20 protein-coding genes and 1 pseudogene are annotated in these 24,550 nt (G+C 71.7%); 4 read left to right on the top strand and 17 right to left on the bottom strand.

The genetic code is table 11. From position 1 onward, the window contains the following. Positions 1–66 precede the first annotated feature (66 nt). On the bottom strand, positions 67–849 hold the full coding sequence (locus ACIQWA_RS22570) for a DUF3152 domain-containing protein (RefSeq protein WP_402485057.1): 783 nt from the start codon (positions 847–849) through the stop codon (positions 67–69). A gap of 252 nt (positions 850–1,101) precedes the next feature. Between ACIQWA_RS22570 and ACIQWA_RS22565 the strand changes: the two genes are divergently transcribed. After that, positions 1,102–1,533, top strand: coding sequence for a DUF3151 domain-containing protein (locus ACIQWA_RS22565; RefSeq protein ID WP_360227450.1), 432 nt, complete (start codon positions 1,102–1,104; stop codon positions 1,531–1,533). Between the two features lie 124 nt (positions 1,534–1,657). Here ACIQWA_RS22565 and fbaA read toward each other — a convergent pair whose 3' ends face one another. Continuing rightward, positions 1,658–2,680 carry a class II fructose-bisphosphate aldolase gene (gene fbaA / locus ACIQWA_RS22560; RefSeq protein WP_360227447.1) on the bottom strand — a complete coding sequence of 341 codons (1,023 nt, stop codon included), beginning with the start codon at positions 2,678–2,680 and terminating at the stop codon, positions 1,658–1,660. 370 nt (positions 2,681–3,050) lie between these two features. Here fbaA and ACIQWA_RS22555 point away from each other — a divergent pair, with 370 nt between their 5' ends. Further along, positions 3,051–3,770 (top strand): VTT domain-containing protein, encoded by a 720-nt coding sequence (locus ACIQWA_RS22555; RefSeq protein ID WP_360227444.1) that lies wholly within the window; start codon positions 3,051–3,053, stop codon positions 3,768–3,770. A 139-nt stretch (positions 3,771–3,909) separates the two neighbouring features. On the opposite strand, the gene pyrE is transcribed toward ACIQWA_RS22555, so the two are convergent. The 13 genes and pseudogenes from pyrE to ACIQWA_RS22490 form a co-directional block, all read right to left on the bottom strand. Next, positions 3,910–4,446, bottom strand: a complete 537-nt coding sequence (pyrE, locus tag ACIQWA_RS22550; RefSeq protein WP_375882755.1) for an orotate phosphoribosyltransferase — start codon at positions 4,444–4,446, stop codon at positions 3,910–3,912. A gap of 53 nt (positions 4,447–4,499) precedes the next feature. Next, positions 4,500–5,609 (bottom strand): hypothetical protein, encoded by a 1,110-nt coding sequence (locus ACIQWA_RS22545; RefSeq protein WP_402485054.1) that lies wholly within the window; start codon positions 5,607–5,609, stop codon positions 4,500–4,502. Positions 5,610–5,838: 229 nt separating this feature from the next. Next, complete coding sequence (locus tag ACIQWA_RS22540; protein WP_402485051.1) at positions 5,839–7,509, bottom strand: polyamine aminopropyltransferase; 1,671 nt, start codon at positions 7,507–7,509, stop codon at positions 5,839–5,841. A gap of 170 nt (positions 7,510–7,679) precedes the next feature. Next, positions 7,680–8,207 carry a DUF2617 family protein gene (locus ACIQWA_RS22535; protein WP_360227435.1) on the bottom strand — a complete coding sequence of 176 codons (528 nt, stop codon included), beginning with the start codon at positions 8,205–8,207 and terminating at the stop codon, positions 7,680–7,682. An 880-nt stretch (positions 8,208–9,087) separates the two neighbouring features. Then, positions 9,088–10,248: a pyridoxal phosphate-dependent aminotransferase gene (locus tag ACIQWA_RS22530; protein WP_402485047.1), complete on the bottom strand. Its 1,161-nt coding sequence runs from the start codon at positions 10,246–10,248 to the stop codon at positions 9,088–9,090. A gap of 98 nt (positions 10,249–10,346) precedes the next feature. Continuing rightward, positions 10,347–10,889: a hypothetical protein gene (locus tag ACIQWA_RS22525; RefSeq protein WP_402485044.1), complete on the bottom strand. Its 543-nt coding sequence runs from the start codon at positions 10,887–10,889 to the stop codon at positions 10,347–10,349. Positions 10,890–10,906: 17 nt separating this feature from the next. After that, positions 10,907–12,658, bottom strand: coding sequence for an alpha/beta hydrolase (locus ACIQWA_RS22520; protein ID WP_402485041.1), 1,752 nt, complete (start codon positions 12,656–12,658; stop codon positions 10,907–10,909). Between the two features lie 3 nt (positions 12,659–12,661). After that, entirely contained in the window at positions 12,662–13,069 is a 408-nt protein-coding gene (locus ACIQWA_RS22515) for a hypothetical protein (RefSeq protein ID WP_402485039.1), read from the bottom strand. A 379-nt stretch (positions 13,070–13,448) separates the two neighbouring features. Next, positions 13,449–14,204: pseudogene (locus ACIQWA_RS22510) on the bottom strand (aminotransferase class I/II-fold pyridoxal phosphate-dependent enzyme); the annotation flags it as partial. Between the two features lie 508 nt (positions 14,205–14,712). Then, entirely contained in the window at positions 14,713–15,240 is a 528-nt protein-coding gene (locus ACIQWA_RS22505; protein ID WP_402485037.1) for a hypothetical protein, read from the bottom strand. Continuing rightward, on the bottom strand, positions 15,228–16,850 hold the full coding sequence (locus ACIQWA_RS22500; protein WP_402485034.1) for an alpha/beta hydrolase: 1,623 nt from the start codon (positions 16,848–16,850) through the stop codon (positions 15,228–15,230). The genes ACIQWA_RS22505 and ACIQWA_RS22500 overlap by 13 nt, the downstream gene beginning before the upstream one ends. 3 nt (positions 16,851–16,853) lie before the next feature. Beyond that, complete coding sequence (locus ACIQWA_RS22495) at positions 16,854–17,255, bottom strand: WXG100 family type VII secretion target (protein ID WP_402485032.1); 402 nt, start codon at positions 17,253–17,255, stop codon at positions 16,854–16,856. A 372-nt stretch (positions 17,256–17,627) separates the two neighbouring features. Further along, a complete protein-coding gene (locus ACIQWA_RS22490) occupies positions 17,628–18,182 on the bottom strand; it encodes a YbjN domain-containing protein (RefSeq protein ID WP_360227417.1) in 555 nt (184 codons plus the stop codon). Positions 18,183–18,519: 337 nt separating this feature from the next. Between ACIQWA_RS22490 and ACIQWA_RS22485 the strand changes: the two genes are divergently transcribed. Next, positions 18,520–18,801: a helix-turn-helix domain-containing protein gene (locus ACIQWA_RS22485; RefSeq protein ID WP_402485029.1), complete on the top strand. Its 282-nt coding sequence runs from the start codon at positions 18,520–18,522 to the stop codon at positions 18,799–18,801. A gap of 91 nt (positions 18,802–18,892) precedes the next feature. On the opposite strand, the gene clpB is transcribed toward ACIQWA_RS22485, so the two are convergent. Both clpB and ACIQWA_RS22475 read right to left on the bottom strand, forming a co-directional pair. Then, complete coding sequence (gene clpB / locus ACIQWA_RS22480) at positions 18,893–21,499, bottom strand: ATP-dependent chaperone ClpB (protein ID WP_402485026.1); 2,607 nt, start codon at positions 21,497–21,499, stop codon at positions 18,893–18,895. A 130-nt stretch (positions 21,500–21,629) separates the two neighbouring features. Then, on the bottom strand, positions 21,630–22,562 hold the full coding sequence (locus ACIQWA_RS22475) for a LysR family transcriptional regulator (protein WP_402485023.1): 933 nt from the start codon (positions 22,560–22,562) through the stop codon (positions 21,630–21,632). Positions 22,563–22,632: 70 nt separating this feature from the next. Between ACIQWA_RS22475 and ACIQWA_RS22470 the strand changes: the two genes are divergently transcribed. After that, positions 22,633–23,832, top strand: a complete 1,200-nt coding sequence (locus ACIQWA_RS22470) for a TDT family transporter (protein WP_402485020.1) — start codon at positions 22,633–22,635, stop codon at positions 23,830–23,832. The last annotated feature ends 718 nt before the right edge of the window (positions 23,833–24,550 follow it).

Genomic DNA, 24,550 nt, shown 5'->3' with positions numbered 1-24,550 from the left:
TGTCGATCTGGTCTCAACTCCGTTCCGAAGCGGGGCGTCGGTCCGAAGCGGGGCGTCGGACGCTCCTCAGGGCACGGCCGGGCCGCTCAGGTAGGTGCCCTCGGCCGAGTACGGCCAGGCGTTCGGCGTGCAGCCCTTGAGTCCGTAGATCTGCTGCATCATCGCGGGTGCGGGCTTGCCCGGGCCGGGGCAGGTCTCGTGGCCGTGGCCGATCCGGTGGCCGACCTCGTGGTTGATGATCAGGGCCCGGTAGTCGTCCAGCGGTCCGTCGAACTGGGGTGAACCGGTGTTCCAGCGCTTGGAGTTGACGAGCACCTGGTTGCCGACGTTGCAGTTGACCTCGCCGTGGGTGTCCAGGCCGGAGGCGCCGCAGATCTTGTCGACGGTGGCCGGGGAGGCGATCTTCACGGTGAAGTCGTAGGAGCCGCCGGCGACCAGCTGGAAGGCGTTCTTGCGGTCGTTGGTCCAGCCGCGGCGGTCGCCGAGGATGCCGTGGATCTGGGCGGCGGCGGAGGCGGCGTCGATGCCGATGCCGTCCTCGACCTCCACCCGGTAGCGGCGCACGGTGCCGCGCCCGACCGCCTTGGCGTTGGCGGGGGCGGTGCTGAACGTGCCCGCGCCCTTGGCGGGGCCGGGGTCCGGCGCGGTGGGCGTCGGCGTGGGCGTCGGTGTCGGGGTGTTCACCGGGGTCGGGGTGGGCGCCGTCGACGGGCTGCCGGGTGCCTGTTCGGCGGGCGGGGCGAGCCGGGCCTGGGCGGAGGCGGCGGGGGCCGGGGCGTCCGGGGAGCGGTCCAGGGCGAAGGCCGCGGCGCCCAGCAGCAGCACGGAGGCCACCAGTGCCGTGAGCATGCCAGGTCCGATCCGACGGGGTGCCCGGCGACGGCGTCTGCTGCGAGCGTTCTCGGGTCGGGTGGCTCGCCGGCGGGCGGATCTGGCTGCGGGCACGCGCCACACCCTGACATGGCGAACGGGTGAATGTCCATATACCCGGTATGCAGCCCCCGGGGCGCGTCGTGCGCTGGACGGCGCGCCGCCGGACCAGTGGGCGGCCGATCACCGGGGGACGGTTGACCCCAGGGCCCCGGATGGCAGACTGCACCCATGGCGATTCACAGGAATCTTCTCGACGGCCCCGAACCGACCCTCCTGCCGGAGGACGAGCAGCCCTACCGGATGCTGGCGGAGGAGTCCGCCTCACCGACCCAGGTGGCCGCGGAGTTCCCGACCTTCTGCCTCGCCTGGGCCATGCTCGCCGACGACGCCTACGCGGCCGGCCGGCACGTCGAGTCGTACGCCTACGCCCGCACCGGCTATCACCGGGGCCTCGACGCGCTGCGCCGCAACGGCTGGAAGGGCCACGGGCCGGTGCCGTGGGAGCACCGCGGCAACCGCGGCTTCCTGCGCTGCCTGGCGGCGCTCGCCCGGGCGGCCGGCGCGATCAAGGAGACCGAGGAGGAGGCGCGCTGCTGGCAGTTCCTCAAGGACAGCAGCGCGGAGGCGTACGCGGAGCTCAAGCCGTCGACCGAGCTGTAGGGACCTCGGACCGCGTGACCGCGTGACCTGGTGACTCCGTCACCCCGATGATGTGACCGTGCCCCCGGTGGATGATCCACCGGGGGCACTCAGCACTCCGGGCGCCGGTCGGGCCGGCCGCCGGCTACTTCAGGCGCTTGCCGGCCGAGCGCAGCTGCTCGGCGGCCTCGACCACGCGGGCGGCCATGCCGGCCTCGGCCAGCTTGCCCCAGGTGCGCGGGTCGTAGGTGTTCTTCTTGCCGACCTCGCCGTCGACCTTCAGCACGCCGTCGTAGTTGGCGAACATGTGGCCGGCCACCGGGCGGGTGAAGGCGTACTGGGTGTCGGTGTCCAGGTTCATCTTCACGACGCCGTTCTCCAGCGCGGTGGCGATCTCCTCGGCGGTCGAGCCCGAACCGCCGTGGAAGACGAAGTCGAACGGGTCGGTCTTGCCGTACTGCTTGCCGATCGCGTCCTGCAGCTCGCGCAGCAGCTCCGGCTTGAGCACGACGTTGCCCGGCTTGTACACGCCGTGCACGTTGCCGAAGGAGGCGGCCAGCAGGTAGCGGCCCTTCTCGCCCAGGCCCAGCGCCTCGGCGGTGCGCACCGCGTCGTTGACGGTGGTGTACAGCTCGTCGTTGATCTCGTGGGTGACGCCGTCCTCCTCGCCGCCGGTCGGGGTGATCTCGACCTCGAGGATGATCTTGGCGGCGGCGGCCTGGGCCAGCAGCTCCTGGGCGATCTCCAGGTTGTCGGCCAGGGTCTCGGCCGAGCCGTCCCACATGTGCGACTGGAACAGCGGGTTCAGGCCCTTGGCCACGCGCTCGGCGGAGACCGCCAGCAGCGGGCGGACGTAGCCGTCCAGCTTGTCCTTCGGGCAGTGGTCGGTGTGCAGCGCGACGGTGACGTCGTACTTGGCGGCGACGATGTGGGCGAACTCGGCGAGCGCGACCGCGCCGGTCACCATGTCCTTGTTGTGCTGGCCGCCCAGGAACTCCGCGCCACCGGTCGAGATCTGGATGATGCCGTCGCTCTCGGCCTCGGCGAAACCGCGCAGCGCGGCGTGCAGGGTCTGCGAGGAGGTGACGTTGATGGCCGGGTAGGCGAACTTGCCCGCCTTGGCCCGGTCCAGCATCTCGTTGTAGACCTCGGGAGTTGCGATGGGCATGCGATCCGCTCCTGTCGGGTTGCGGCGTACGGACGGTGCTGTCCGACGCTGTGTACGCCTTCGTGACGACTCCGTGCCGGCCCGCCGACGCGCGGCGCTGCGGTGTGGCTCTCCGGCACCAAGGTTCGAGGCGACCTCCGCGGTACGGCCATGAGGGTGGTGGGCCGCCGCGGACCGGACGCCGGTGTCATCTTCCCAGACTCGTGCCCGCAGGTCAGCAGGAGCCCGTCTGTCGGGACGCCGTACCGGACGGCTCGGCCGGAACTCGCCGCCCGGTCCGGGGCCGCGGACCGGGCGGGGCGCCCGGCCGCGGCCGGGCGGTGGGCTCGGCCGGAAGCCGCCGGAAAGGTACGCCCGCTATCCTGCGCCCGTGGACTACAACCAGCTGGCCGTCAACGTGCTCGACGCCAAATCCCTGATCTCGTCCCTCGGCGCCATCGGGCTGATCGCGATCATCTTCGCGGAGACCGGCCTGCTGGTCGGCTTCTTCTTCCCGGGTGACTCGCTGCTGATCCTGGCGGGCGTGGCCGCCTCGAACGCGGCCTCCTCGGTCCTCGGCGACGGTGCGAAGCTGCCGATCGCCGTCCTGCTCGTGGGCTGCCCGATCGCGGCGATCGCCGGTGCCCAGCTGGGGCACCTGATCGGTGCCAAGGTCGGACCGAGGATGTTCGACAAGCCCGATTCGAAGATCTTCCGCCGCGAGTACGTGGTGAAGGCGGAGGAGTACTTCAACAAGTTCGGCTCGGGCAAGGCCGTGGTGCTGGCCCGCTTCATGCCGATCATCCGGACCTTCCTGAACCCGGTGGCCGGCACCCTGGAGATGCCCGCCAGGACCTTCTTCGTGTGGAACGTCGTCGGCGGCGTGCTCTGGACCGAGTCCATGCTGCTGATCGGCTACTTCTTCGGCGACGCGCTCGCCCCGGTGATCGACAAGTACCTGATCCCGGCCGTGCTGCTGATCGTGCTGCTGTCGATCTCGCCGATCCTGGTCGAGGTCATGCGGGAGCGCCGCAAGAAGAAGGCGGGCATCGTCGAGGCCCCGGCCGGCGACGCGGTGCAGAGCGGCAGCGGGCGGCACCGCCGCGGCTGAGGCTGCACGGGTGTAGTGCTCTACGGCTGCGTGGCTCTTTCGGCCGCACGGTGTAGTGACGGAGGGCCGGGCCCTGTTCCACGTGGTTTCACGTGAAACAGGGCCCGGCCCTCCGTGCTGCTCGGGGTGCCCGTACGGGTCAGAGACCCAGGTCGTCCAGGTCGTACGCGGTCACGTACTCCAGGCCCTGCTCCGCGATCGCGGCCGCGCCACCGCGCTCGACGATCACCGCGACGCCGACCACCTCGGCGCCCGCCTCACGCAGCGCCTCGACGGCGGTCAGCACCGAGCCACCGGTGGTGGAGGTGTCCTCGACCGCCAGCACCCGGCGGCCCTTGACCTCGGGGCCCTCGATCCGGCGCTGCAGGCCGTGCGCCTTGCCGGCCTTGCGGACCACGAAGGCGTCCAGCTTCTGCCCGCGCGCGGCGGCGGCGTGCAGCATCGAGGCCGCCACCGGGTCGGCGCCCAGGGTCAGGCCGCCGACGGCGTCGTACTCCAGGTGGGAGGTCGCGTCCAGCATCACCCGGCCGACCAGCGGGGCGGCCTCGCCGTCCAGGGTGATCCGGCGCAGGTCGACGTAGTAGTCGGCCTCCTTGCCGGAGGAAAGGGTGACCTTGCCGTGCACGACGGCCTTGTCCTTGATCTGTGCCAGCAGGGCGTCGCGGTCGTTGCTCATGAGCGTTCAGTCTAGGCCCTGAGGCCCTCCCGGGCCCTCGCGGGCGCTCGCGGCTAGCGTCGGCGCAGCACCCTGGCCAGTACCACGGCGCCGCCCAGCAGGGCCACCGAGCCGCCGATCACCCACGGCACCGCGCTGCGGCCACCCGTGCCGGGCACCACGATGCCACCGGCCTCGCCGCCCCAGCGGGACGCCGCCCGGGCCCGCGCGCTGCGGGTCGGCAGCGCCGGGGCGTACCGGCCGCGCGGCGGGGCGTGGTCCACCTCCTCGGCCGAACGGCCGACGATGCTGCGGCGGACCGGGCCGGAGAGCTCCGGCTCGTCCTCGTACGCGAAGAGCGGCCCGACCGGGAGTTCCTCGGCGACCCCGTCCTGCGGGCCACCGGTGCCGGCCTCGTCGGCGTTGCCGTCGCCGTGCTCGTCGATGTCGTCATCGCCGTCGTTGTCGTCGTCGGCGGCGGAGCCGGTGGGGAGGCCGAAACGCTCGGCATCGGCGTCGGAGAAGGCGATCAGGTCGGAGAGGTCGTCGTCCAGGTCGTCACCGGGCTGGTCCTGGCGGTCCTCGATGAACAGGACCTCGGCGTCCGTCCCGGTGTCCGTCCCGGTGTCCGTTCCGGTGTCCGTTCCGGCGTCGGTCTCGGCGTCGGTCTCGTCCGCGGGCTCCGACCCGGCCTCGTCGGCGGCCTCGCCGGTGAGTTCCTCGTCGCCCTCGGCCGGGGCGTCCGGGGAGGTGAGCGAGACGGCGAAGCGCTCCAGCAGGCGGCGGCCGACGGCGTCGAGGGTCTCGGCGTCGAACTCGGTCAGCCGGCCGGTGGCGCTCAGGTCGCCGGTGAAGCGGAGCGTCGCGGTGCCGTCCTCGGCACCCTCCGCGACGCTGACCCGCACGGTGGCGGTCGCCTCGCCGCTGCCCCGGGCCTCCTCGCCCTCGGCCAGCACGGTCAGCACACCGCCCCGGCCCTCGATCAGCGACAGCACGCCCTTGTAGGTGATCGTGGAGCCGCCGATCCGCAGTTTCAGCCGCCCGCCGATCTCCTCGGCCGGCCCGGCCCCGACCGCCGCCGGCTCGGTGCTCAGCCCCGGCACGCTCCGCGCCAGCAGCGCCGGATCCTGCAAGGCCTGCCGCACCAGCTCTGCGGACATCGGGACGACAACCTCATGCTCCATGCCACGGAGCCTACCGACTGGGCCCCGCCCGGTCCCCACCCACCACCGCCCGAGTTTCCCGGGGTCACCTCCGCCCGCCCGGGCCCCGGGGCGGCCCGGTATTCCCGGGGCTCTGTCGGAGGCTTTGTCGCGTCGTAGGGGCGCCTCCAGCCGGGTCGGCCCGAGGGCTGGGAGCCGCTCCGCCCACCCCGCCCACCGGCCCGGGCGCCCCGGGGCGCCCGTCGCCGGGTCAGCGTGGCGCCAGGAGGGTGAGGGGGGCCGGGGGGCGGGGTGGGCGGAGGGCGGTGAGGCGGGTGGCCGAGGTCTGGAGGGTGTCGGAGGTGAAGGCGCGGGGTGGCGGGGCGTCGGGGGCGAGGGTGAGCGGGGGCGGGGTGGCGGCGGCGAGCAGGAAGTCCTGGGCGGTGTCCGGCAGGCCGGGGCGGCAGTCGGCGGTGGCGCTGCCGTCGACCGCGTACGGGGTGGTCCGCAGCCCGACCGCGCGGAGGCCGGACTCGATCTGCCAGAGGCCGTCCCCGCGGTTCCCGCCTTCCCGGCCGTCCCCGCCTTCCCCGCCTTCCCGGCCGGCGCGGACGGCGATCCGGCCGCCCGGGGCCAGCAGCCGGGCGGCGAGGCCGTAGAACTCCTGGGAGTGGAACTTGACCGGGCCGCCGTCCGAGGGCGCGGGCAGGTCGGCGAGCACCACGTCGTACTCCTCGCCGGGCGCGCCGCGCAGCCAGGCCAGCGGGTCGGCGGCGGTGGTGCGGACCCTGGGGTCGTCCAGGGAGTGGCCGTCGAGGGCGGCGAGGCCGGGGTCGGTGCGGGCGAGCCGGGGGAGGGCCGGGTCGGCGTCGACGAGGAGGACCGAGCGGACGCCGCGGTGCCGCAGCACCTCCCGCAGGGCGAGGCCGTCGCCGCCGCCGAGCAGCAGGACCCGGGCGTCGGGGCCGGCGGCCATGGCGGGGTGGACGAGGCCTTCGCTGCCCCGGTACTCGTCGGGCCCGCAGACCGCGAGCCGTCCGTCGAGGTAGAGCCGGAGCGGGCCCTCGGCGGGGCCGGTGAGCACGATCTCCTGGTACCGGCTGCGGATGGCGTAGCGGACCTGGTCGCCGTAGAGGGCGTGCCGGGCGGCGCGCTCGATCGGGTCGGAGCCGACGGCGGCCGCGGCGAGCAGGGCGAGGACGAGGGTGCAGCCGGCCCAGAGCAGCCGTCGTATCCGGGGGGCGGGTTCCTCGCGGAAGAGCCAGAGCACCACGGCGGCCCCGGCGACGGCGTTGACCGCCCCGGTGAGCAGGGCGCCGTCGCCGGGGCCGAGCAGGGGGAGGATCAGGAACGGGAAGGCGAGGCCGCCGATCAGCGCGCCCACGTAGTCGGCGGCGAACAGGTCGGCGACGGCGCGTCCGGCGTCCTCGCGCCGGATGCGTTGGATGAGGGTCATCAGCAGCGGGATCTCGGCGCCGATGAGGATGCCGATGAGGCAGGTGAGGGCGACCATCGCGGCCTGGTAGCGGCCGATCCAGGCCCAGCAGGAGTACAGGGCGAGGACGGAGAGTCCGCCGGTGAGGGCGAGTGCGCACTCGACGAGGGCGAAGGCGGTCGCGGGCCGCCGGGTGAGCCGTTTGGCGAGCAGGGAGCCGAGGCCCATCGCGAAGACCATGACGGAGAGCACCACGGAGGTCTGGGTGACGGTGTCCCCGAGCAGGTAGTCGCCGAGCGCCACGAGTTCGAGTTCGTAGACGAGTCCGCAGGCCGCGCAGACGAACGCGGCCAGCAGGACGGTCAGCCGGGCGAGCCGGGGGCGGGAGCGCAGCCGGGAGCGACGGCGGGCGGGCAGGGGGATGAGGCTTCGCCCGGGCCGGGGTGGGGTGCCGTCGTCGAGGTCCACTCGCGGGCGTGCGGGCGGACCGGCCGGATGATTGATCACGAACAAACGCTAGGGGACGTGCGGGACGGATCGCTGCGCCCATCCGACGGACAGCGGGAGCCCTCGGATTGACGAATCGTTCCTGCGTACGATTCGTAGGTCTGTGCCGGGTGGCATATGACCGGGTTCGGTGCTGTCGGACGGGCTCCTGGTGCCCGGCGCGCGGGCTGTCACGGCCCCGACACCACCAGCGCGGAACGGGTGCAGACCAGCTGCCCCTCCTGCGGGTAGGCGTGCCAGGTCCGCCAGAGCAGCCGGTCGGTGCCGCCCTGGGTGACCAGGGCGGTGAAGGCGCTCGGGTCGCCCGGGAAGACCCCGGCGAGGCCGCGCGGGTGCCCCTCGACCAGGGCCAGCAGCTCCTGGGCGCGGGCCGCGAAGTCGTGCGGGGGCAGGGCCTCGATGCGGGCGGCGAACTCGTACTCCCAGCCGCCGACCTGCTTGGCCACCCGGGCGGGCAGCGGGGTGCGGCGGCCGGGCATGCAGGCGACGGTCTCCAGGCAGTCCCCGGGGCCGGCCGAGATCACCACCTGGTGCGAGGCGCCCAGCAGCCGCAGCTGGAGGGTGCCGGAGGTTCCGGGGCGGCCGCCGTCGAGTCTCAGGTCGCGGACGGCGAGAGCGGGCAGCGGGTCGCCGCCGAGGCACCAGGCCAGGTCACCGGCGCGGGTGTCCGTGTAGGAGGTCTGCAGTGTGGTGAGCATGCTCGGCTCCGCGTTTCAGCTCCGTGCGCGCCCGCCGAGCAGCAGCGAGTAGGCCTAGGCGATGGCGAGGCTGTTCGTGGCTGTGCGGCCCTGGGCGCGGCCGACCGTGGAAGGAAGGATTCCGGCTGGAGATTCAGCAGCAGAGAAGCATGAATACGCCGGGTCCGTCGGTGATTTACCCAACTTTGTCAAGCATTCACCGTTTCGAGCACACCTGCTTCCCGGCTCTGATCGACCCGGTGTGCGACTCTGAACAGCGCGCGCCCCTGTCACCGGCCTGTGCGCCGTGTGCGCCGGTAGTGCGCTCTTCACGCGCACCGTGCGCTGCCGCCTGCCACGTGGGGGATGCGGGTGGGTCTCCGGGGGGTGCCCGACGGGCCGTGGGGACTGCCTGACGGGCAGCAAAGGAGCATGCCACCCAGGGGAGTTGGGGGCGAATCGGCACGTCCGTCGGGCCAGAATTGGCCCCGTCCAAGGGGGGCGTGCAAAGCCGTACGCGCGCCGTACACGCGCAACGGACTCCCGGAACCCCCCGATCCCCTTGCACAAACCGCTCTCCGTCGGGCTAGGTAGCGCCGCGCAGGCCGGGCGGGACCGTCGAGCGGCGCCATCGGCGGCTCAACTTCCTTGTGGAAAAGGCGTGTTCATCGCGCGCGGCGGCTCCGGGGCGCGACCTGACGCGCGGCCGGGAGGCAGGGGGCGGGGGCAGGGGGATGGGCCCGGGGCGACGGCCCCGGCCGCGGAGCGGGATCGTATTCCGTCGTCCGGCATTCCGCACTTCGTGACCGGTTCGGTGACCGGTGAGGACGTCGGCGGTTTCTTCCGGTTCTACCGGACTCCGTACGGCACCGAATTCGCCGCCGACGTCGACCAGGGTCGCTCAGAGCCGCTGCAGCCGGTCGACGGCCTCCCGGAGAACCTCGTCCTTCTTGCAGAAGGTGAAGCGGACCAGGCTGCGGCCGGCGTCCGGGTCGTCGTAGAAGACGGCGTTGGGGATGGCGACGACGCCGCAGCGGTCCGGGAGGGCGCGGCAGAAGTCGACACCGTCCTTCTCACCGAGTGGGGTGATGTCGGTGGTGATGAAGTACGTGCCCTCGGGGGTGAAGGCGCGGAAGCCGGCCGCGGTGAGGCCGTCGAGCAGGAGGTCGCGCTTGCGGCGCAGATCGGTGCGCAGGGTGTCGAAGTAGTCGTCGGGCAGGCGCAGGGCCTCGGCGACGGCGTACTGGAAGGGGCCGGCGCTGACGTAGGTGAGGTACTGCTTGGCGGTGCGCACGGCGGCGACCAGGGCGGGGCTCGCGGTCACCCAGCCGACCTTCCATCCCGTGAAGGAGAAGGTCTTGCCGGCCGAGGAGATGGTGACGGTGCGCTCGCGCATGCCGGGGAGGGCGGCGAGGGGGTGGTGGGTGGCGCCGAAGACCAGGTGCTCGTAGACCTCGTCGGTGATCACCAGGAGGTCGTGCTCGATCGCGAGGGCGGCGATGCCGGCCAGCTCCTCGGCGGTGAGGACGGTGCCGGTCGGGTTGTGCGGGGTGTTGATCAGCAGCAGCCGGGTGCGCGGGGTGATCAGGGTGCGCAGTTCGTCCAGGTCGGGGCGGAAGTGCGGGGCCCGGAGGGTGAGCGGGCGGCGGACGGCGCCGGCCATGGCGATGCAGGCGGCGTAGGAGTCGTAGAAGGGTTCGAGGGCGATCACCTCGTCGCCGGGCTCCAGCAGGGCCAGCAGGGCGGCGGCGATTGCCTCCGTGGCGCCGGCGGTGACCAGGACCTCGGTATCGGGGTCGTACCCGAGGCCGTGGAAGCGCTGCTGGTGTTCGGCGATCGCGGTGCGCAGCTCGGGGATGCCGGGGCCGGGCGGGTACTGGTTGCCGCGGCCGCTGAGCACGGCATCGGCGGCGGCCTGGGCGACGGAGGCGGGCCCGTCGGTGTCGGGGAACCCCTGGCCGAGGTTGATCGAGCCGGTGGCGACCGCGAGGGCGGACATTTCGGCGAAGATCGTCGTGCCCATCCCGGCCAGTCGGCGGTTCAGCAGCGGCCTGGTTCCCATGCGAAAGGCTCCTCACAGCTCGTCGTGGGGGCCATCTTCTGACGGCCGGTGGGCGGCGGACAAGCATGCGCGCCCGCCGCCCCGGCCCAACTCGTGCCTCAGCTCGACCAGTACGGGTCTTCGACCGTCGCGCACTGGTCGGCGTAGTTCAACGGTCCACGGAGGAACCCGCCGTTGCCGTTGTTATCGGTGGTGTCGGTGACATCGGTCAGGGTGGCTCGGACCTTGGCGCAGCCGTTCACACCCACGGCGAACCAGAGGGTGAACCCCGAGCCCCTCACTTCCACCGCGCCCTCGTTGCGCTCGACGGGGTAGCCCTTGCCCGTCCAGAGCGCCTGGACGAGGTCGAGCGGCTCCTGACCCCGCCTGGAGGCGATCCGGACCCGGGCCGCCTGTTCGGCGATCATCTCCGTGCGACCCGTCTTCCTGCACCCGGACGTTCCGCAGAACCCGGTCAGGTCGGGGTTGCTCTCGAACTTCGTCTCGGCCCACTGGAGCCCCGGGTGGAAGGCCCCAGCGACATCGGCGAGTTCGCCCTCGACCCGGTGCTGTGCCTGCTCGACCGGCATGGTGGGTTCCTTCTGCTCCGGCCAGGCGAGCCAGCCGATGAGGAGGGCCAGCACGACCCCCGGCACGGTCACGCGCCATGTCGGGGCCCTCACCGCGGGTCCTGCCGGGTGATCGCGTTCCCGTGGCCGCTCACGATCTTCCCGATGTTGGGGAGCGAGTCGCCGCCCGCGCCGTGCTTCCCGAAGTAGTTGTCGTGCGAGTCGGTGATGGTCCCATCCGCCACCGAGAAGCGCTGCCCGCCGAAGTCCCCGCTGGCCGGGTCCGCGCCGAACCACGACTGCTTGCCCGTGTGATTCATCTCCTCGTAGATGAACGCGCCCCAACCACCGATCATCCCGGGACTCGGCGCATTGGCCACAGGGTCGTTCTTGGCAGCGCCGACGTACACGTGATCAGCGCCGACCCCGAGTTGCGACGCCTTGTCCACCCCGACACCTGGGCTGCCGACCAGGATGATGTCGTCAGCGGCCAAGCCTCCTGGGTGCTGGGTCGCCTGTCCAACCACCAAGGATCCGTAACTGTGCCCCTGAGCGGTCATGTGCGCCGGCGCCCCCTCGTGGGTGGCTCGGAGCCCGGCGAGGAACTTGTTGTAGTCAGCCCCGCCCGCGACCGCCCGGTCCTTGGCGGTAACGGAATCACCGTCCAGCTGCGGGGCGTCGTACCCCAACCAGAACACGGACGCGACGCTCGGCGTCTCATTCTTCCCCGCGCTGCTCACCGCGGAATCGTAGATGCGCTTCGCGGTCATGGCGTCGCCGCCTCCGACGCCCGCCATGGTGCTGTTCAGCCCGGGTACCAGGGACGAGACGTTGCGCGCCTTGTCCGGGTCGCCCCAGGACACGATCGCACGGCCCTGCCCCTGATCACCGATCCCCAGCAACAGCAGCGGCGGGTCGGAGTTCGGCCCGCCCGCACCCTCGTCCTTCTTGCCGTCGAGCCGGTCCTGAATGGACTGGAAGCCGTCGAGCTTCTCCTTCAGGGCGTCGTGCTTGGCCTTCCACTTCTCGTACTCGGGGTTCGTGACGGGCTCGCCCTTGACGTACCCCAGGTACTGCTTCGGCTCGGGGCCGAGGTCGGCGAGCTGGCGCTGGCGGTCCTGGATCAGGTTCTTCAGGTTGGTCCGGTTGGCGTCGTTGCGGGCGGCGGCGGGGATGCCGTCGAGGTTGCCGATCTGGTCGGGGTGGTTGAGGATCATCCGGTGCTGCTGGTCGTCGGTCAGGCTGTTCCACCAGGCCTTGACGCTGTTCGGGTCGGTGCCGGCGGCGGGGGCCTGCTGGAGCGCGTTCGCGGCGTCGGTGTCGGTCTTCGCGGTGGCGGAGTCGAGGCCGGTGCCGTTGCTCGCGTTGGTGGCCAGGTGGGCGAGTCGGGCGTTGATGGTCTGGTCGGCGTGGTCGGCCTCGTCGAGCGCGGCGGTGATCCGGGCGTGGATCTGCTGGGCCTGTGAATCGGCGTCGTTGCCGGCGAAGTTCGGGGAGTTGGGGTCCTTGTCCCAGGTGATCCCGCCGTCGTCGGCGACGGTCAGCTTGTGGGTCTTGGCGTCGTTGAGGGCGCTGATCAGGTGCGACTGGGCGGCGGCGAAGCCGTCGTAGGCGTCCTGCAGGGCGCGGCTGACCAGGCCGATCTCCTGCTTGGCGGCCTTGAGTTCGTTCTCCAGGTTCTGCATCCGGGTGTTGGCGTGGTCTGCGGCGGTCCCGGTCCACTGCGAGTTGTTGAGCCGGGTGACGACCTCGGTCTGCCAGTTCTCGACGTGCTGACCGAAGGCGGTGGCCAGGGTGTCGAAGGCGTTCTTCGCGGTGGTGATGCCGATGATGTCGGCGTCGTGAAGGGTCTTGATGTCCATCGCTTATTCGGCCGCCTTCGCGCTGCGGGGCGTCACGGGCCCGGGGACGACGGCGGTGTTGAAGGGGTCTGGCTCCGACCCGTTCGAGACGGGCGCATTCGGGTTCCGCATGCTGTTGTGGGCGTTCTGTTCGGCCGTTCGGTAGTAGGTGGCCGTCGTACCGAGCTTGGTGCCGACGTCGCCCATGTCGGTGCCGAGCTTGTCCAGCAGGGTCTTCCAGTTGGTGCCGCAGTTGGTGATCGCGCCGGCGGTGAGCCAGCCCTTCAGGCCACCGGCGGCCTGGCTGCACGGCTCGGTGATCTTCGCCGTCTCACCCGGTATGAGACCGCCTATGTGCTGGGCGCTCTGTCCGCAGCCGTCCAACTCGGCCGGATTGACCTTGAACTCCAAGGACAGATCAGGATCCGCCATGTGTTCCCCCTGTAGCCGGCCCCGGGACGTCGCCCGTAGCCCGCTCTCCCCCAGAAATGATTACTGTCGGATAGTAATTGGTTGCTTCTGGCTGCGATCGGCGGACCCGGGCGCTGACATGCACTTTCCGAGACCGAGCGGGAGGATCTTGTTCAGGACGCGGACATCCTGGAGGACACCGCACCAGCGCCGGTCCAAGAGGGCCGACCGAGGAGCGTGGGCCGGCGGATCCGGGGGACTCTCTCTCGGCGGCATCCTCGAACCCTGGTTCAGCAGATGCTGCTCTCGGCCTTCAGTCAAGGCATGGGAGCGCTTGCAGGCTGACCTGGCATCTCGGCAGGGGCCACCGCATCCGCCCTCAGCTCGCCAGCGAATAGGTGGGCGAACAGGGCTTGACCCAGCCGACCTTCCATCCCGTGAAGGAGAAGGTCTTGCCGGCCGAGGAGATGGTGACGGTGCGCTCGCGCATGCCGGGGAGGGCGGCGAGGGGGTGGTGGGTGGCGCCGAAGACCAGGTGCTCGTAGACCTCGTCGGTGATCACCAGGAGGTCGTGCTCGATCGCGAGGGCGGCGATGGTGGCGAGCTCCTCGGGGGTGAGGACGGTGCCGGTCGGGTTGTGCGGGGTGTTGATCAGTAGCAGCCGGGTGCGCGGGTTGATCAGGGTGCGCAGTTCGTCCAGGTCGGGGCGGAAGTGCGGGGCCCGGAGGGTGAGCGGGACGCGGGTGGCACCGGCCATGGCGATGCAGGCGGCGTAGGAGTCGTAGAAGGGTTCGAGGGCGATCACCTCGTCGCCGGGCTCCAGCAGGGCGAGCAGGGCGGCGGCGATGGCCTCGGTGGCGCCGGCGGTGACCAGTACCTCGGTGTCCGGGTCGTAGGCGAGGCCGTGGAAGCGCTGCTGGTGTTCGGCGATCGCGGTGCGCAGCTCGGGGATGCCGGGGCCGGGCGGGTACTGGTTGCCGCGACCCTCGCGCAGGGCTCGTACGGCCGCCTCGCGGACCTCCTCGGGCCCGTCCGTGTCCGGGAAGCCCTGCCCGAGGTTGATCGAGCCGGTGGCCGTGGCCAGGGCGGACATCTCCGCGAAGATCGTCGTCCCCATGCCCGCCAGCCTGCGGTTCAGCAAAGGCCTCGTACCCATCAGCGGCTCCTCACGGCTCGTAGTCAGAGCCATCCTCTGATGGCTGGCGAGTGATGGACAAGCAAGCGCAACCCGTCGATCCAGCTGATGCCCTGGTACGGCATCGGCGAGCACCTGGGGGTGTTCGCACAGCACGCCACCGCCGAGCAGACCACCGCATCGACCGCGGCCGCTTGACGTGCCCCTTGACGTTTCCAGCGCGGATCCCGCCGCCCCGTTTCCAGACGTGTCCATCACGCCCCAGCGCCTCATCTGCTCCGTCTCGGCTGGCTGGGTCGCCAAGATCCTTGGCACGAACGAGAAGTACGTGTACGCGCGTACGTTCCTCGGCCGGAGCGGCCAGCCCTACGGCTGGCCGCTCCGCGGTAACGGTCTCTACGAGTGCCGCGAGATCGGCCCGTTTGGAAGGAAAGCCGCACGCATAGCCCGTCGGTTGGGCCCTCGGAGCGCCGACTCCTAGCAACCGGGACAGCCCCGCTACCAGCGAGATCTTCGACGGACTTCCAGCTCACCCGGTGGGTGGCTTGGTGCCGTTGGGCCAGACACAAGGGGACACAAAGGCGATGTGCAGCGTGGTGCTCCAGTCGCCGCCGTCGTCGATGGTGGCGCTGAAATCGTCTTTCGGATTCTTGAGGAAGATGGCATCAGGGTGGCTGCTGGTGACCTTGAACCCGGCTTTGACGAGATGGTCGCGGAAGGCCTCGAAGGTGGCGGCATGATGGTCGGCCGGGATGCCTCGCAGATAGCGGGAGGTTACGGCCATGGTCCGGCCGTCTTCCTCCGAAGGGGCGTCGTTCTTGAAGCACCACCCGTCGCTGTCCCGATCGGCGACTGCGGTCACCGGTTGCGGGAGGGCGGCGAATGCGTCGGCGAAGTACGCCTCGGTCTTCTGTTTGGCCTGCTCATGGGTCATCGTCGGGCTGTCGTCCGTACCGGCGCAGGACGTGGCCATCAGCAGGACGGCGACGGCCGGCAGCGCCAACCTCGCGGCCTTGGTAAGGCGTTGGTGGGTCCCGTTCGCCATCACGGCCGCCATGTGCCGGCGATGACCCTGCCGAATTCCTTGACCGCGTCCCCATTTGGATTCCAGTAGTGGGAGTGATCGCTGTCCCCGGCCTGCAAATGCCGGGCTCCGAAATCGGAACTCATAGGATCCTGCCTGAACCACTCGCTTCGCGCTACCGCATACATCCCGGTGTCCTCGCTTCCCCGGGCGACGTATACGTGGGACGGGTCGATGTTCAGTTCCCTGGCGTGGTCGACGCCGACGCCGGGACTGCCGACGAGGATGACGTCGTCGACTGGTGGCTTGAGGTCGCGCATGGTGTAACCGACTGCGAGGGTTCCGTAGCTGTGGCCCATGAGGATGTTGTGCGACGGTGCGCCCTCGTGGGTCGAGCGCAGCCCGACCTGGAAACGGGCCAGATCCTTCTCCGCGTTCTCCGCGAAATGGTCCATTGCTGCGTCCGGGATCTTGTTCTGCGGCGCGTCATACCCGACCCACGCGATTGCCGCGGTGGACTTGGTTCGGCCCTCCGTGGTGGCTGCCTTCACCATCTCGTCCGCCTTGTCGACGTCGCCGCTGACCGCTGCGAACTTGGAGGTGGTGCCAGGGACGAAGGTCACGACGTTGTCGGCCGTGTCGGGGTTGTTGACCGAGACGATTGCCCGGCCGTTGCCCTTGGTGTCGAAGCCGAGGAGGAAGGCCGGTGTGTTGCCACGGGCGGCCAGTTTCTTGCCGTCCAGGCGGCTTTCGATGTCGCCGATTCCCTTGAGTTTCTCCCGCAGGTCGATGTTCTTGGCATCCCAGGCCATCCAGTCCGGGTTGGTGATGGGGCCCTGCCCGCCATCGATCTTGTGCGGTGGCTCGGGGCCCAGATGGTCGAGTTGGAGTTGGAGGTTCTGCTTGGCGTTCTTCATGTTGATGCGGTTGGCCTGGTCGCGGGCGACGGCGGGGATGCCGTCGAGGTTGCCGACCTGGTCGGGGTGGTCGTTGATGAACTTCTGGCGCTCGCTGTCGCTGAGGCCGTTCCACCACTGCTTGACGGAGGCCGGGTCCGTGCCCGCGGCGGGTATCTGCTCGCGGGCGGTCTCGGCCGCCTGGTCCTTCGCCACCGTGGCGGCGTCCAGGCCGGTGCCGTTGCTCGCGTTGGTCGCGAGGTGGTTCAGCCTGGCACTGATCTCCTGGTCCGCGTGGTCGGCTTCACTGAGTGCGGCGGCGATGCGATTGCTGATGGCGATCGCCGTCGTCTCGGCGCCGGCGCCTGCGTAGTTCGGGGACGTGGGCTCTTTGTCCCATGTGATGCGGCCGTCAGGGGCGACGTTGAGCTTCGCGTTCTTGGCGTCGTCCAGGGCGTAGATCAAGTGGGCCTGGGCCAGCGCGAATTGTTCGGCGGCCTTGGCAAGTGCCTTGCTGACGAAGTCGAGCTCACTGTGCGCGGACTGGAGTTCGGTGCCCAGGAACTGGATTCGGGAATGGGCGTGGTCGGCGGCGGTGCCGGTCCAGTGCGAGTTGGTGAGTCGGTCGACGACCTCGTGCTGCCAGGACTCGATGTGCTGGCCGAAGGCCGAGTAGAGCTTGTCGAAGGCGTTCTTCGCGATGGTGATGTTGTTGATGTTGGCGTCGTAGAGCGTCTTGATGTTCATCGCTTACTCGGCCGCCTTCGCGCTGGAGGGCTTCACCGGGCCCGGGACGACGGTCGTGCCGAAGGGGTCCGGCTCGTCCGGGATCGGCGCGGCCGGGTTCCTCATACTCGTGTGGACGTCCTTCTCTACCTGGCGGTAGTAGGCGGCCGATGCGGCGAGCTTGGTACCGACGTCCCCCATGTCGCCGGCGAGCTTGTCCAGCAGCGTCTTCCAGTTGGTGCCGCAGTCTCGCACCGCGGCGGCCGTCAGCCACCCCTGCAGCGTGCCGGCGGCCTGGCTGCACGGCTCCGTCACCTTCGCAGTCTCACCCGGTATCAGACCCCCGACGTGCTGCGCGCTCTGTCCGCAGCCGTCCAGCTCAGCCGGATTGACCTTGAACTCCAAGGCCAGATCAGGATCCGCCATGTGTTCCCCCCTGTAGCCGGCCCCGAGGCGTTGCCCGCAGCCCGCATTCCCCCAGAAATGATTACTGTCGGATAGTAATCGGTTGCTTCTAGCTGCGATCGGTGGACCTGGGCGTTGGCATGAACGCGAGCGGGGCATGGACAACCGAGGCATGGGAGCACTCGCAGGCGGACCCGGCATCTTGGCAGGGCCACCGCATTCGCCCTCAGCTCGCCAGCGAACAGGTAGGCGAGCAGGGTTTGACCCAGCCGAGCCGGGGGCCGGGGACAAGGACGGCCAGGCGGCCGGGAGGGTGGGGGGAGGGTACGGGAACGGCCCGGCCCCCGGCGTCTGCCGGGGGCCGGGCCGCAGGGGTGTGCGCGGGGGCCGGGATCAGGCCTCCTCGCCGTCCTCGCTGCCGCCGTCCTCGCCCTCGATCTCGTTCTGCAGGCCGAGGCGCTCGACGATCCACTGCTCGAAGCCGACCGCGGCCTGGGTCCAGTTCGCGGTGGTGGTGACGAAGTAGTCCAGGTTGACGCCGGTGCCGACGATCATCTGGACCTCGCCGATCAGGCGGACCACGCCGTCCTCGTGGGTGTGGGTGTACACCTTGGGCCAGAGGGTCTCGCGGTTCCACTCGTCGATCAGGTCGAGGATCTCGCCCTTCTTCTCCAGCGGGTACGCGCGGTCGTAGAAGGCACGGACCGCGAAGAGCTCCTTCTGCTCGCCGCGGAACATGTAGTAGACGCGGAAGCCCTCCCAAGGGGCGGTGAGGTCGCCCTCCTCGTCCACGACGTGCTTGAGCTGCATCTGGTCGAGCAGCTGGGCGACCAGGGCCTGGTCCGGGACGACGATCGGCGGAGGGCCGGCCGGCCGGCCACCCTGGCCACCGGGCTGGCCGCCCTGGGGCACGCCGAACGACGGGATGGACGACGGGTCGATGCTCATGGGGGGGTCCTCTTCCTCAGTGCACGTGGTGGCCGGCAATGAGAGGCCGCCCTTTCCACCTCCCATCCTGCCTCATTCGGGGCTCCGCTCACAGGGGAGGCGGGGGGCGCGTCGATCTTCGTCCCGGGGTGTCCGGAGGCCTCCGTCACGCACGGTGCCCGGGGTGCGGTGGCCCCGTCGCACGCCCGGCGCGCGCGTGAGCCAAGTCACGCGCCCGGCGCCCGGGTTCGCCTGCCGTGCGGGCCGGATGCGGTTAGCGTGCGACGGAACCGGCCCGGGGCAAAGGCCTTGCCTCCCGGGCGAGTTGAGGTGTTTTGAACCGAAGGGGGGAACGGGGATGGAGCGTACGGTGACGGGGGAGGGCGCCTCGCTCGGGGCGTTGCTGCGGAACATCCGGCTGGACCGGGGGATGACGCAGGAGCAGTTGGGGGAGGCGTCGGGGCTGAGCGTGCGGTCGATCCGCGACCTGGAGCGGGGGGTGTCCTGCCCGCGGGTGTCCACCCTGCGGCTGCTCACCCAGACCTGGAACCTCCCGGAGTCCCAGGGCGCCGAGCTGCACCGGATGGCCCGCGCCTGGCGGGACCGCGCGCGGCGGGAGCAGCGGGCCCCGGGGGAGTGAGCGGGCGCCCGGCGGCCGCGCCCTCGCCCGCCCCCTCGCGCGGGCAAGGGGGCGGCCGAGGGCGGTGCCGGTGACGGGAGGGGGCCGGTGGCTACTTCTCCAGCGGGCCCCGGCCGCGGACCGTGAGCCGGTCGCCCTCCTCGTCCCGCTCGACCAGGACGGTGTCCCCGTCGTGCACCTGGCCGGAGAGGATCGCCCGGGCGAGCTGGTCGCCGATCGCGGACTGCACCAGCCGGCGCAGCGGGCGGGCGCCGTACGCCGGGTCGTACCCGGTCAGTGCCAGCCAGTCGCGGGCCGCCGCGGAGACCTCCAGGGTGAGCCGCCGCTCGCGCAGCCGCTCGCCGAGGCGGGCCACCTGGAGGTCCACGATCCGGCTGAGCTCGGCGGTGCCCAGCGGGTCGAAGACCACGATGTCGTCCAGCCGGTTGAGGAACTCCGGCTTGAACGCTGCCCGGACGGAGTCCAGCACCAGGGCCTTCTTCCGGTCCTCCGGGGTGGTCGGGTCGACCAGGTAGTGCGAGCCCAGGTTGGAGGTGAGGATCAGGATCGCGTTGCGGAAGTCCACCGTGCGGCCCTGGCCGTCGGTGAGCCGGCCGTCGTCCAGCACCTGGAGCAGCACGTCGAAGACCTCGGGGTGGGCCTTCTCCACCTCGTCCAGCAGCACCACGCTGTACGGGCGGCGCCGGACCGCCTCGGTGAGCTGGCCGCCCTCCTCGTAGCCGACGTACCCGGGCGGGGCGCCGACCAGACGGGCGACCGAGTGCTTCTCGCCGTACTCGCTCATGTCGATCCGGACCATCGCCCGCTCGTCGTCGAACAGGAAGTCGGCCAGGGCCTTGGCGAGTTCGGTCTTGCCGACGCCCGTCGGGCCGAGGAACAGGAAGGAGCCGGTCGGGCGGTCCGGGTCGGCGATGCCCGAGCGGGTGCGCCGCACGGCGTCCGAGACGGCCTGCACGGCCTCCGTCTGGCCGATCAGGCGGCGGCCCAACTCCTCCTCCATGCGCAGGAGTTTGGCGCTCTCGCCCTCCAGCAGCCGGCCGGCCGGGATGCCCGTCCAGGAGGCGACCACGTCGGCCACGTCGTCCGGGCCGACCTCCTCCTTGACCATCGAGGCGGAGGCGTCCTGGTCGGCGGCGCGCTCCTGGGCCTCGGCGAGCTCGGTCTCGGCGGCCGGGATCTCGGCGTACATCAGCTTGGACGCCCGCTCGAAGTCCCCGTCGCGCTGGGCCCGTTCGAGCGCTCCGTGCAGGCCCTCCAGCCGCTCCTTGAGCTCGCCGACCCGGTTGAGGCTCTTCTTCTCCTGCTCCCAGCGCGCCGTCAGCACGCTCAACTGCTCGTTCTTGTCGGCCAGATCGCGCCGCAGCCGGGCGAGGCGGTCGACCGAGGCAGGGTCCGACTCCTTCTCCAGGGCCAGCTCCTCCATCCGCAACCGGTCGACGGAGCGCTGGAGTTCGTCGATCTCGACCGGGGAGGAGTCGATCTCCATCCGGAGCCGGGAGGCCGCCTCGTCGACCAGGTCGATCGCCTTGTCGGGCAGGAAGCGGGAGGTGATGTAGCGGTTGGACAGGGTCGCCGCGGCGACCAGGGCGGCATCCGAGATCTGCACCTTGTGGTGCGCCTCGTACCGGCCCTTGAGGCCGCGCAGGATGGCGATCGAGTCCTCCACGCTGGGCTCGCCGACCAGCACCTGCTGGAAGCGGCGCTCCAGGGCCGGGTCCTTCTCGATCCGCTCGCGGTACTCGTCCAGCGTGGTGGCGCCGACCATCCGCAGCTCGCCGCGGGCCAGCATCGGCTTGAGCATGTTGCCCGCGTCCATCGCGGAGTCGCCGCCGGCGCCCGCGCCGACCATGGTGTGCAGCTCGTCGATGAACGTGACGACCTGGCCGTCGGAGGACTTGATGTCGTTCAGGACGGCCTTCAACCGCTCCTCGAACTCGCCGCGGAACTTGGCGCCGGCCACCATCGCGCTGAGGTCCAGGGCGACCAGCCGCTTGCCGCGCAGCGACTCCGGTACGTCACCGGCCACGATCCGCTGGGCCAGGCCCTCGACCACGGCCGTCTTGCCGACGCCGGGCTCGCCGATCAGCACCGGGTTGTTCTTCGTCCGGCGGGAGAGCACCTGGACCACCCGGCGGATCTCGTGGTCCCGGCCGATCACCGGGTCGAGCTTGCCGTCCCGGGCGGCCTGGGTGAGGTCGGTGCCGTACTTCTCCAGGGCCTTGTAGGTGCCCTCCGGATCCGGCGACGTGACCCGGCCGCTGCCGCGGACGTCCTTGAAGGCGGCGAGCAGCGCCTTGGGCGTCGCGCCCTGCTGCGCCAGCAGCTCGGCGACCGCCCCGCCCTCGGCGGCCAGGCCGACCAGCAGGTGCTCGGTCGAGACGTACTGGTCGTCCAGGTCGTCCGCGCGCCGGCCGGCCTCGGTGAGCACGGCGAGGGTGTCCCGGGCCAGCTGCGGGGCGGCGACCGTCGAGCCCATGGCGCTGGGCAGCGCCGTCAGCTGGCGGCGCGCCTCGGCGTCGACCCGGGCGGGGTTCGCCCCGACCGCCTCCAACAGGGGCCGGGCGATGCCCTCGGGCTGCTCCAGCAGGGCGATCAGGATGTGCACCGGCCTGACGTCCGGGTTGCCTGCGGCGCCCGCCTGCCGGATCGCGGCGGACAGGGCGTCCTGGGTCTTGGTGGTGAACTTGCTCGCGTCCACTGCTGGGGGATCCTCCCTCGTCGTCCTTCACTGCTGCTAGATACAGCATGCACTAAGTTGAGTGTATTCCGCTCAACTTTTCGGCGGAAGGCTTTTCGGGGCTGGTGGCTCGGCGCCGGGCCCGCGCGGTTCAGGCCTCCCGCCGCGGGTGCTGGCGGACGCTCCGCCGGGTCAGCCCCAGCAGCTCCCGGGCCGGCCCGCCCGGCCGCTGCCCGGCCGGCCACACCGCGCGCAACGGCCGTCGCAGGTCCAGCTCCTCCGCCAGCGGCACCTCGACCAGCCGCCGGGTGGCCAGCTCCTCCACCACCGCAAGCTCGCTCAGGCAGACCGGCCCCGCCCCGGTCATCGCCGCCCCCTTCAACGCCGTGGACGAGGCCAGCTCCATCCGGGGCTGCACGGCGCCCCCGTACGGCGCCAGCGCCGCCTCCAGCACCTCCCGGGTGCCCGAGCCGGGCTCGCGCAGCACCAGCGGGGTGGCCGCCAGCTCCGCCCCGGTCAGCGGGGTGCGGCGGCGCGCCCAGCGGTGGCCGGGTGCCACCACGACCACCAGCCGGTCCGCCGCCACCACCGCGCCGGCCAGCCCGGGCGGGGTGGTCGGACCCTCGACGAAGCCGAGGTCGGCGTCCCCGGCCAGCACGTGCCCGGCGACCTCCGCCGAGTTCGCCGTCCGCAGTGTCACCGCCGTCCCCGGGCTGGCCTCGGACAGCGCCAGCAGCCAGCCCGGCATCAGGTACTCGGCGACGGTCAGACTGGCCACCACCCGCAGCTTGGCGTCCCGCCGCTCGCGCAGCGCGTCGATCCCGGCGTCCAGCGCCTGCGCCGCCTCCAGCACCTGGCGGGCCCACTCGACCACCAGCCGGCCCGCCTCGGTCGGCCGGCTGCCCCGGGGCGAGCGCTCCAGCAGCGGGACGCCGATCTGCCGCTCCATGCCCTTGATCCGGGCGCTCGCGGTCGGCTGGCTCACGCCCAGCTCGGCCGCGGCCCGGCCGACGCTGCCCAGCCGGGCCACCGCGAGCAGCAGTTCCAGGGCGCCCAGTTCGGGGACGTGCGGGGAGAGGGGCATAGGTTCAGGCTATGCCCTCATAGAACCCGCGGCGCTACCGGCGGCCGGGCCGCTCGGCGACGGTGGAACCATGTCCACCTCGGCCGATGTCCGCCCGCTCACCAGCTCCGCCGCTCCTGCCCGCTCCTCCGAGCAGCCCCGGCCGTCCCGTCCCCCGCGCCCTTCCGGTCCCTCCCGCGGCCCCCGGTCCTCCCGGCTCTCCCGGCTTCCCCGCCTCGACCTGGCCCAGCTCGGTCCCAACTGGTACGCCGCCGTGATGGGCACCGCGATCGTGGCCAACGGCGCCGCCGCCCTGCCGGTCCACCTGCCCGGGCTGATCGGCTTCGGCGAGGTGATGTGGGCGCTCGGCGCGGCGGCCCTGGTGCTGCTGGCCGGCGCCCGCCTGGTGCACCTCACCCGGCACCGCGAGGCGGCCCGCACCCAGCTGCTGGACAACCCGGCCACCGCCGTCTTCTACGGCTGCCCGCCGATGGCCCTGCTGGCGGTCGGGCTCGGCACCCTGCTGCTCGGCTCCCGGGTCATCGGCACCGGCCCCGCCGTCGCCCTGGACGCCGTGCTGTGGGGCGTCGGCACGCTCTACGCGCTGACCGTCGCGGCCGGCATCCCGTACCTGATGATCACCCGGCACCGGGTGTCCGCCCTGGAGGCCAACCCGACCTGGCTGCTGCCCGTGGTCGCCCCGCTGGTCGCCTCCGCCTGCGGCCCGGCCCTCGTCCCCCACCTGCCCGCCGGAACGCCCCAGGAGGCCATGCTGTACGGCTGCTGGGCGCTGTTCGGGATCGGCCTGCTGGCCACCCTGGTGCTGCTGCCCGTGGTGTTCACCGGCCTGTTCCACAGCAAGCTCCCCACCCTGGTGCTCACCCCCGCGCTGTTCCTGGTGCTCGGCCCGCTCGGCCAGTCCGTCACCGCGATCCACCAACTCGCCGACGCGGCCCGCCCGGTGCTGCCCGGGCTGGCGCCCGTCCTGCTGCCGCTGGCCGAGCTGTACGGGGTCGCCGTGATCGGCGTCGCGATGCTCTGGCTGGCCGTCGCGCTGGCCGCCAACCTGCGCGCCCGGCGGGCCGGGATGCCGTTCGCGATGACCTGGTGGGCGTTCACCTTCCCGGTCGGCACCTGCGTCACCGGCGCCTCCGCGCTCGCCCGGCACACCGGCTTCGGCGGCTTCACCGGGCTCTCCGTCGGGCTCTACCTGCTGCTCGGCACCGCCTGGGTGCTCGCCGCGACCGGCACGGCCACCGGGCTGCTGCGCGGACGGCTGCTGGCGCGCTGAGCGCGGGCGCGCTGAGTCGGGCGCGCTGAGCCGGACGCCCTGAGTCAGGCGCCGAGCCGGACGTCCTGAGCCGGACGTCCTGAGCCGGACGTCCTGAGCCGGACGCCCTGCTCGGTGCGGCCGGCGCGGGCTGAGCTGCGACGACCCGCGCGGCGGCCGCCCGCACTCAGGAGCATGCCGCCGTTGCAGGAACGCGCAGCTGCACGATGACGGTGCACTGCCAATCGCTGCGCGCCGCCCGTACCCCCCGCTGGCCTCGGCCTTTACCGGAATCCCGGCCCCCGCCCGCGGCCCCGCACCCGCTGCGGGATGCAGATAACTGCAATTGCGCGAACCTGCACTCGGACGGCACTTGTTCACCGGCCGTCACGCTGTGAGGGTGGAGGTACGCCAGGTCGTCCGGGCACCGCAGTCCGATGGTGGCGACCAGCTCTTCAGAACTGACCACGAGTGCAACGTCCCGCACGCGTGGAACGGGGGGGAAGAGCCCCGGCCGGGATCCATGTGTGGTGATGGAGCCCGAACCGGTACCGGCGAGGCGTTGCTGCTCCGCCTCGACGGAATCGCCTGGACCTGGCGTACCGATGGCGGCCCCCGGGACCCCGTGTGCGACGGCACCCGGACCCGGGGGCCCGCCTTCCGGCCGGTAGCGTGGGACGCCCGGCCACCGGCGCCCGCGGACCGCGCGACCCGCGGCCCCGCGCGTACGGACGGGGAC

It is taken from the genome of Kitasatospora sp. NPDC098652, from assembly GCF_044760155.1.
Taxonomy (GTDB): Bacteria; Actinomycetota; Actinomycetes; order Streptomycetales; family Streptomycetaceae; genus Kitasatospora.
Note: the sequence above shows the minus strand (reverse complement) of the source record. Positions and strands in the feature narration are given on the sequence as shown.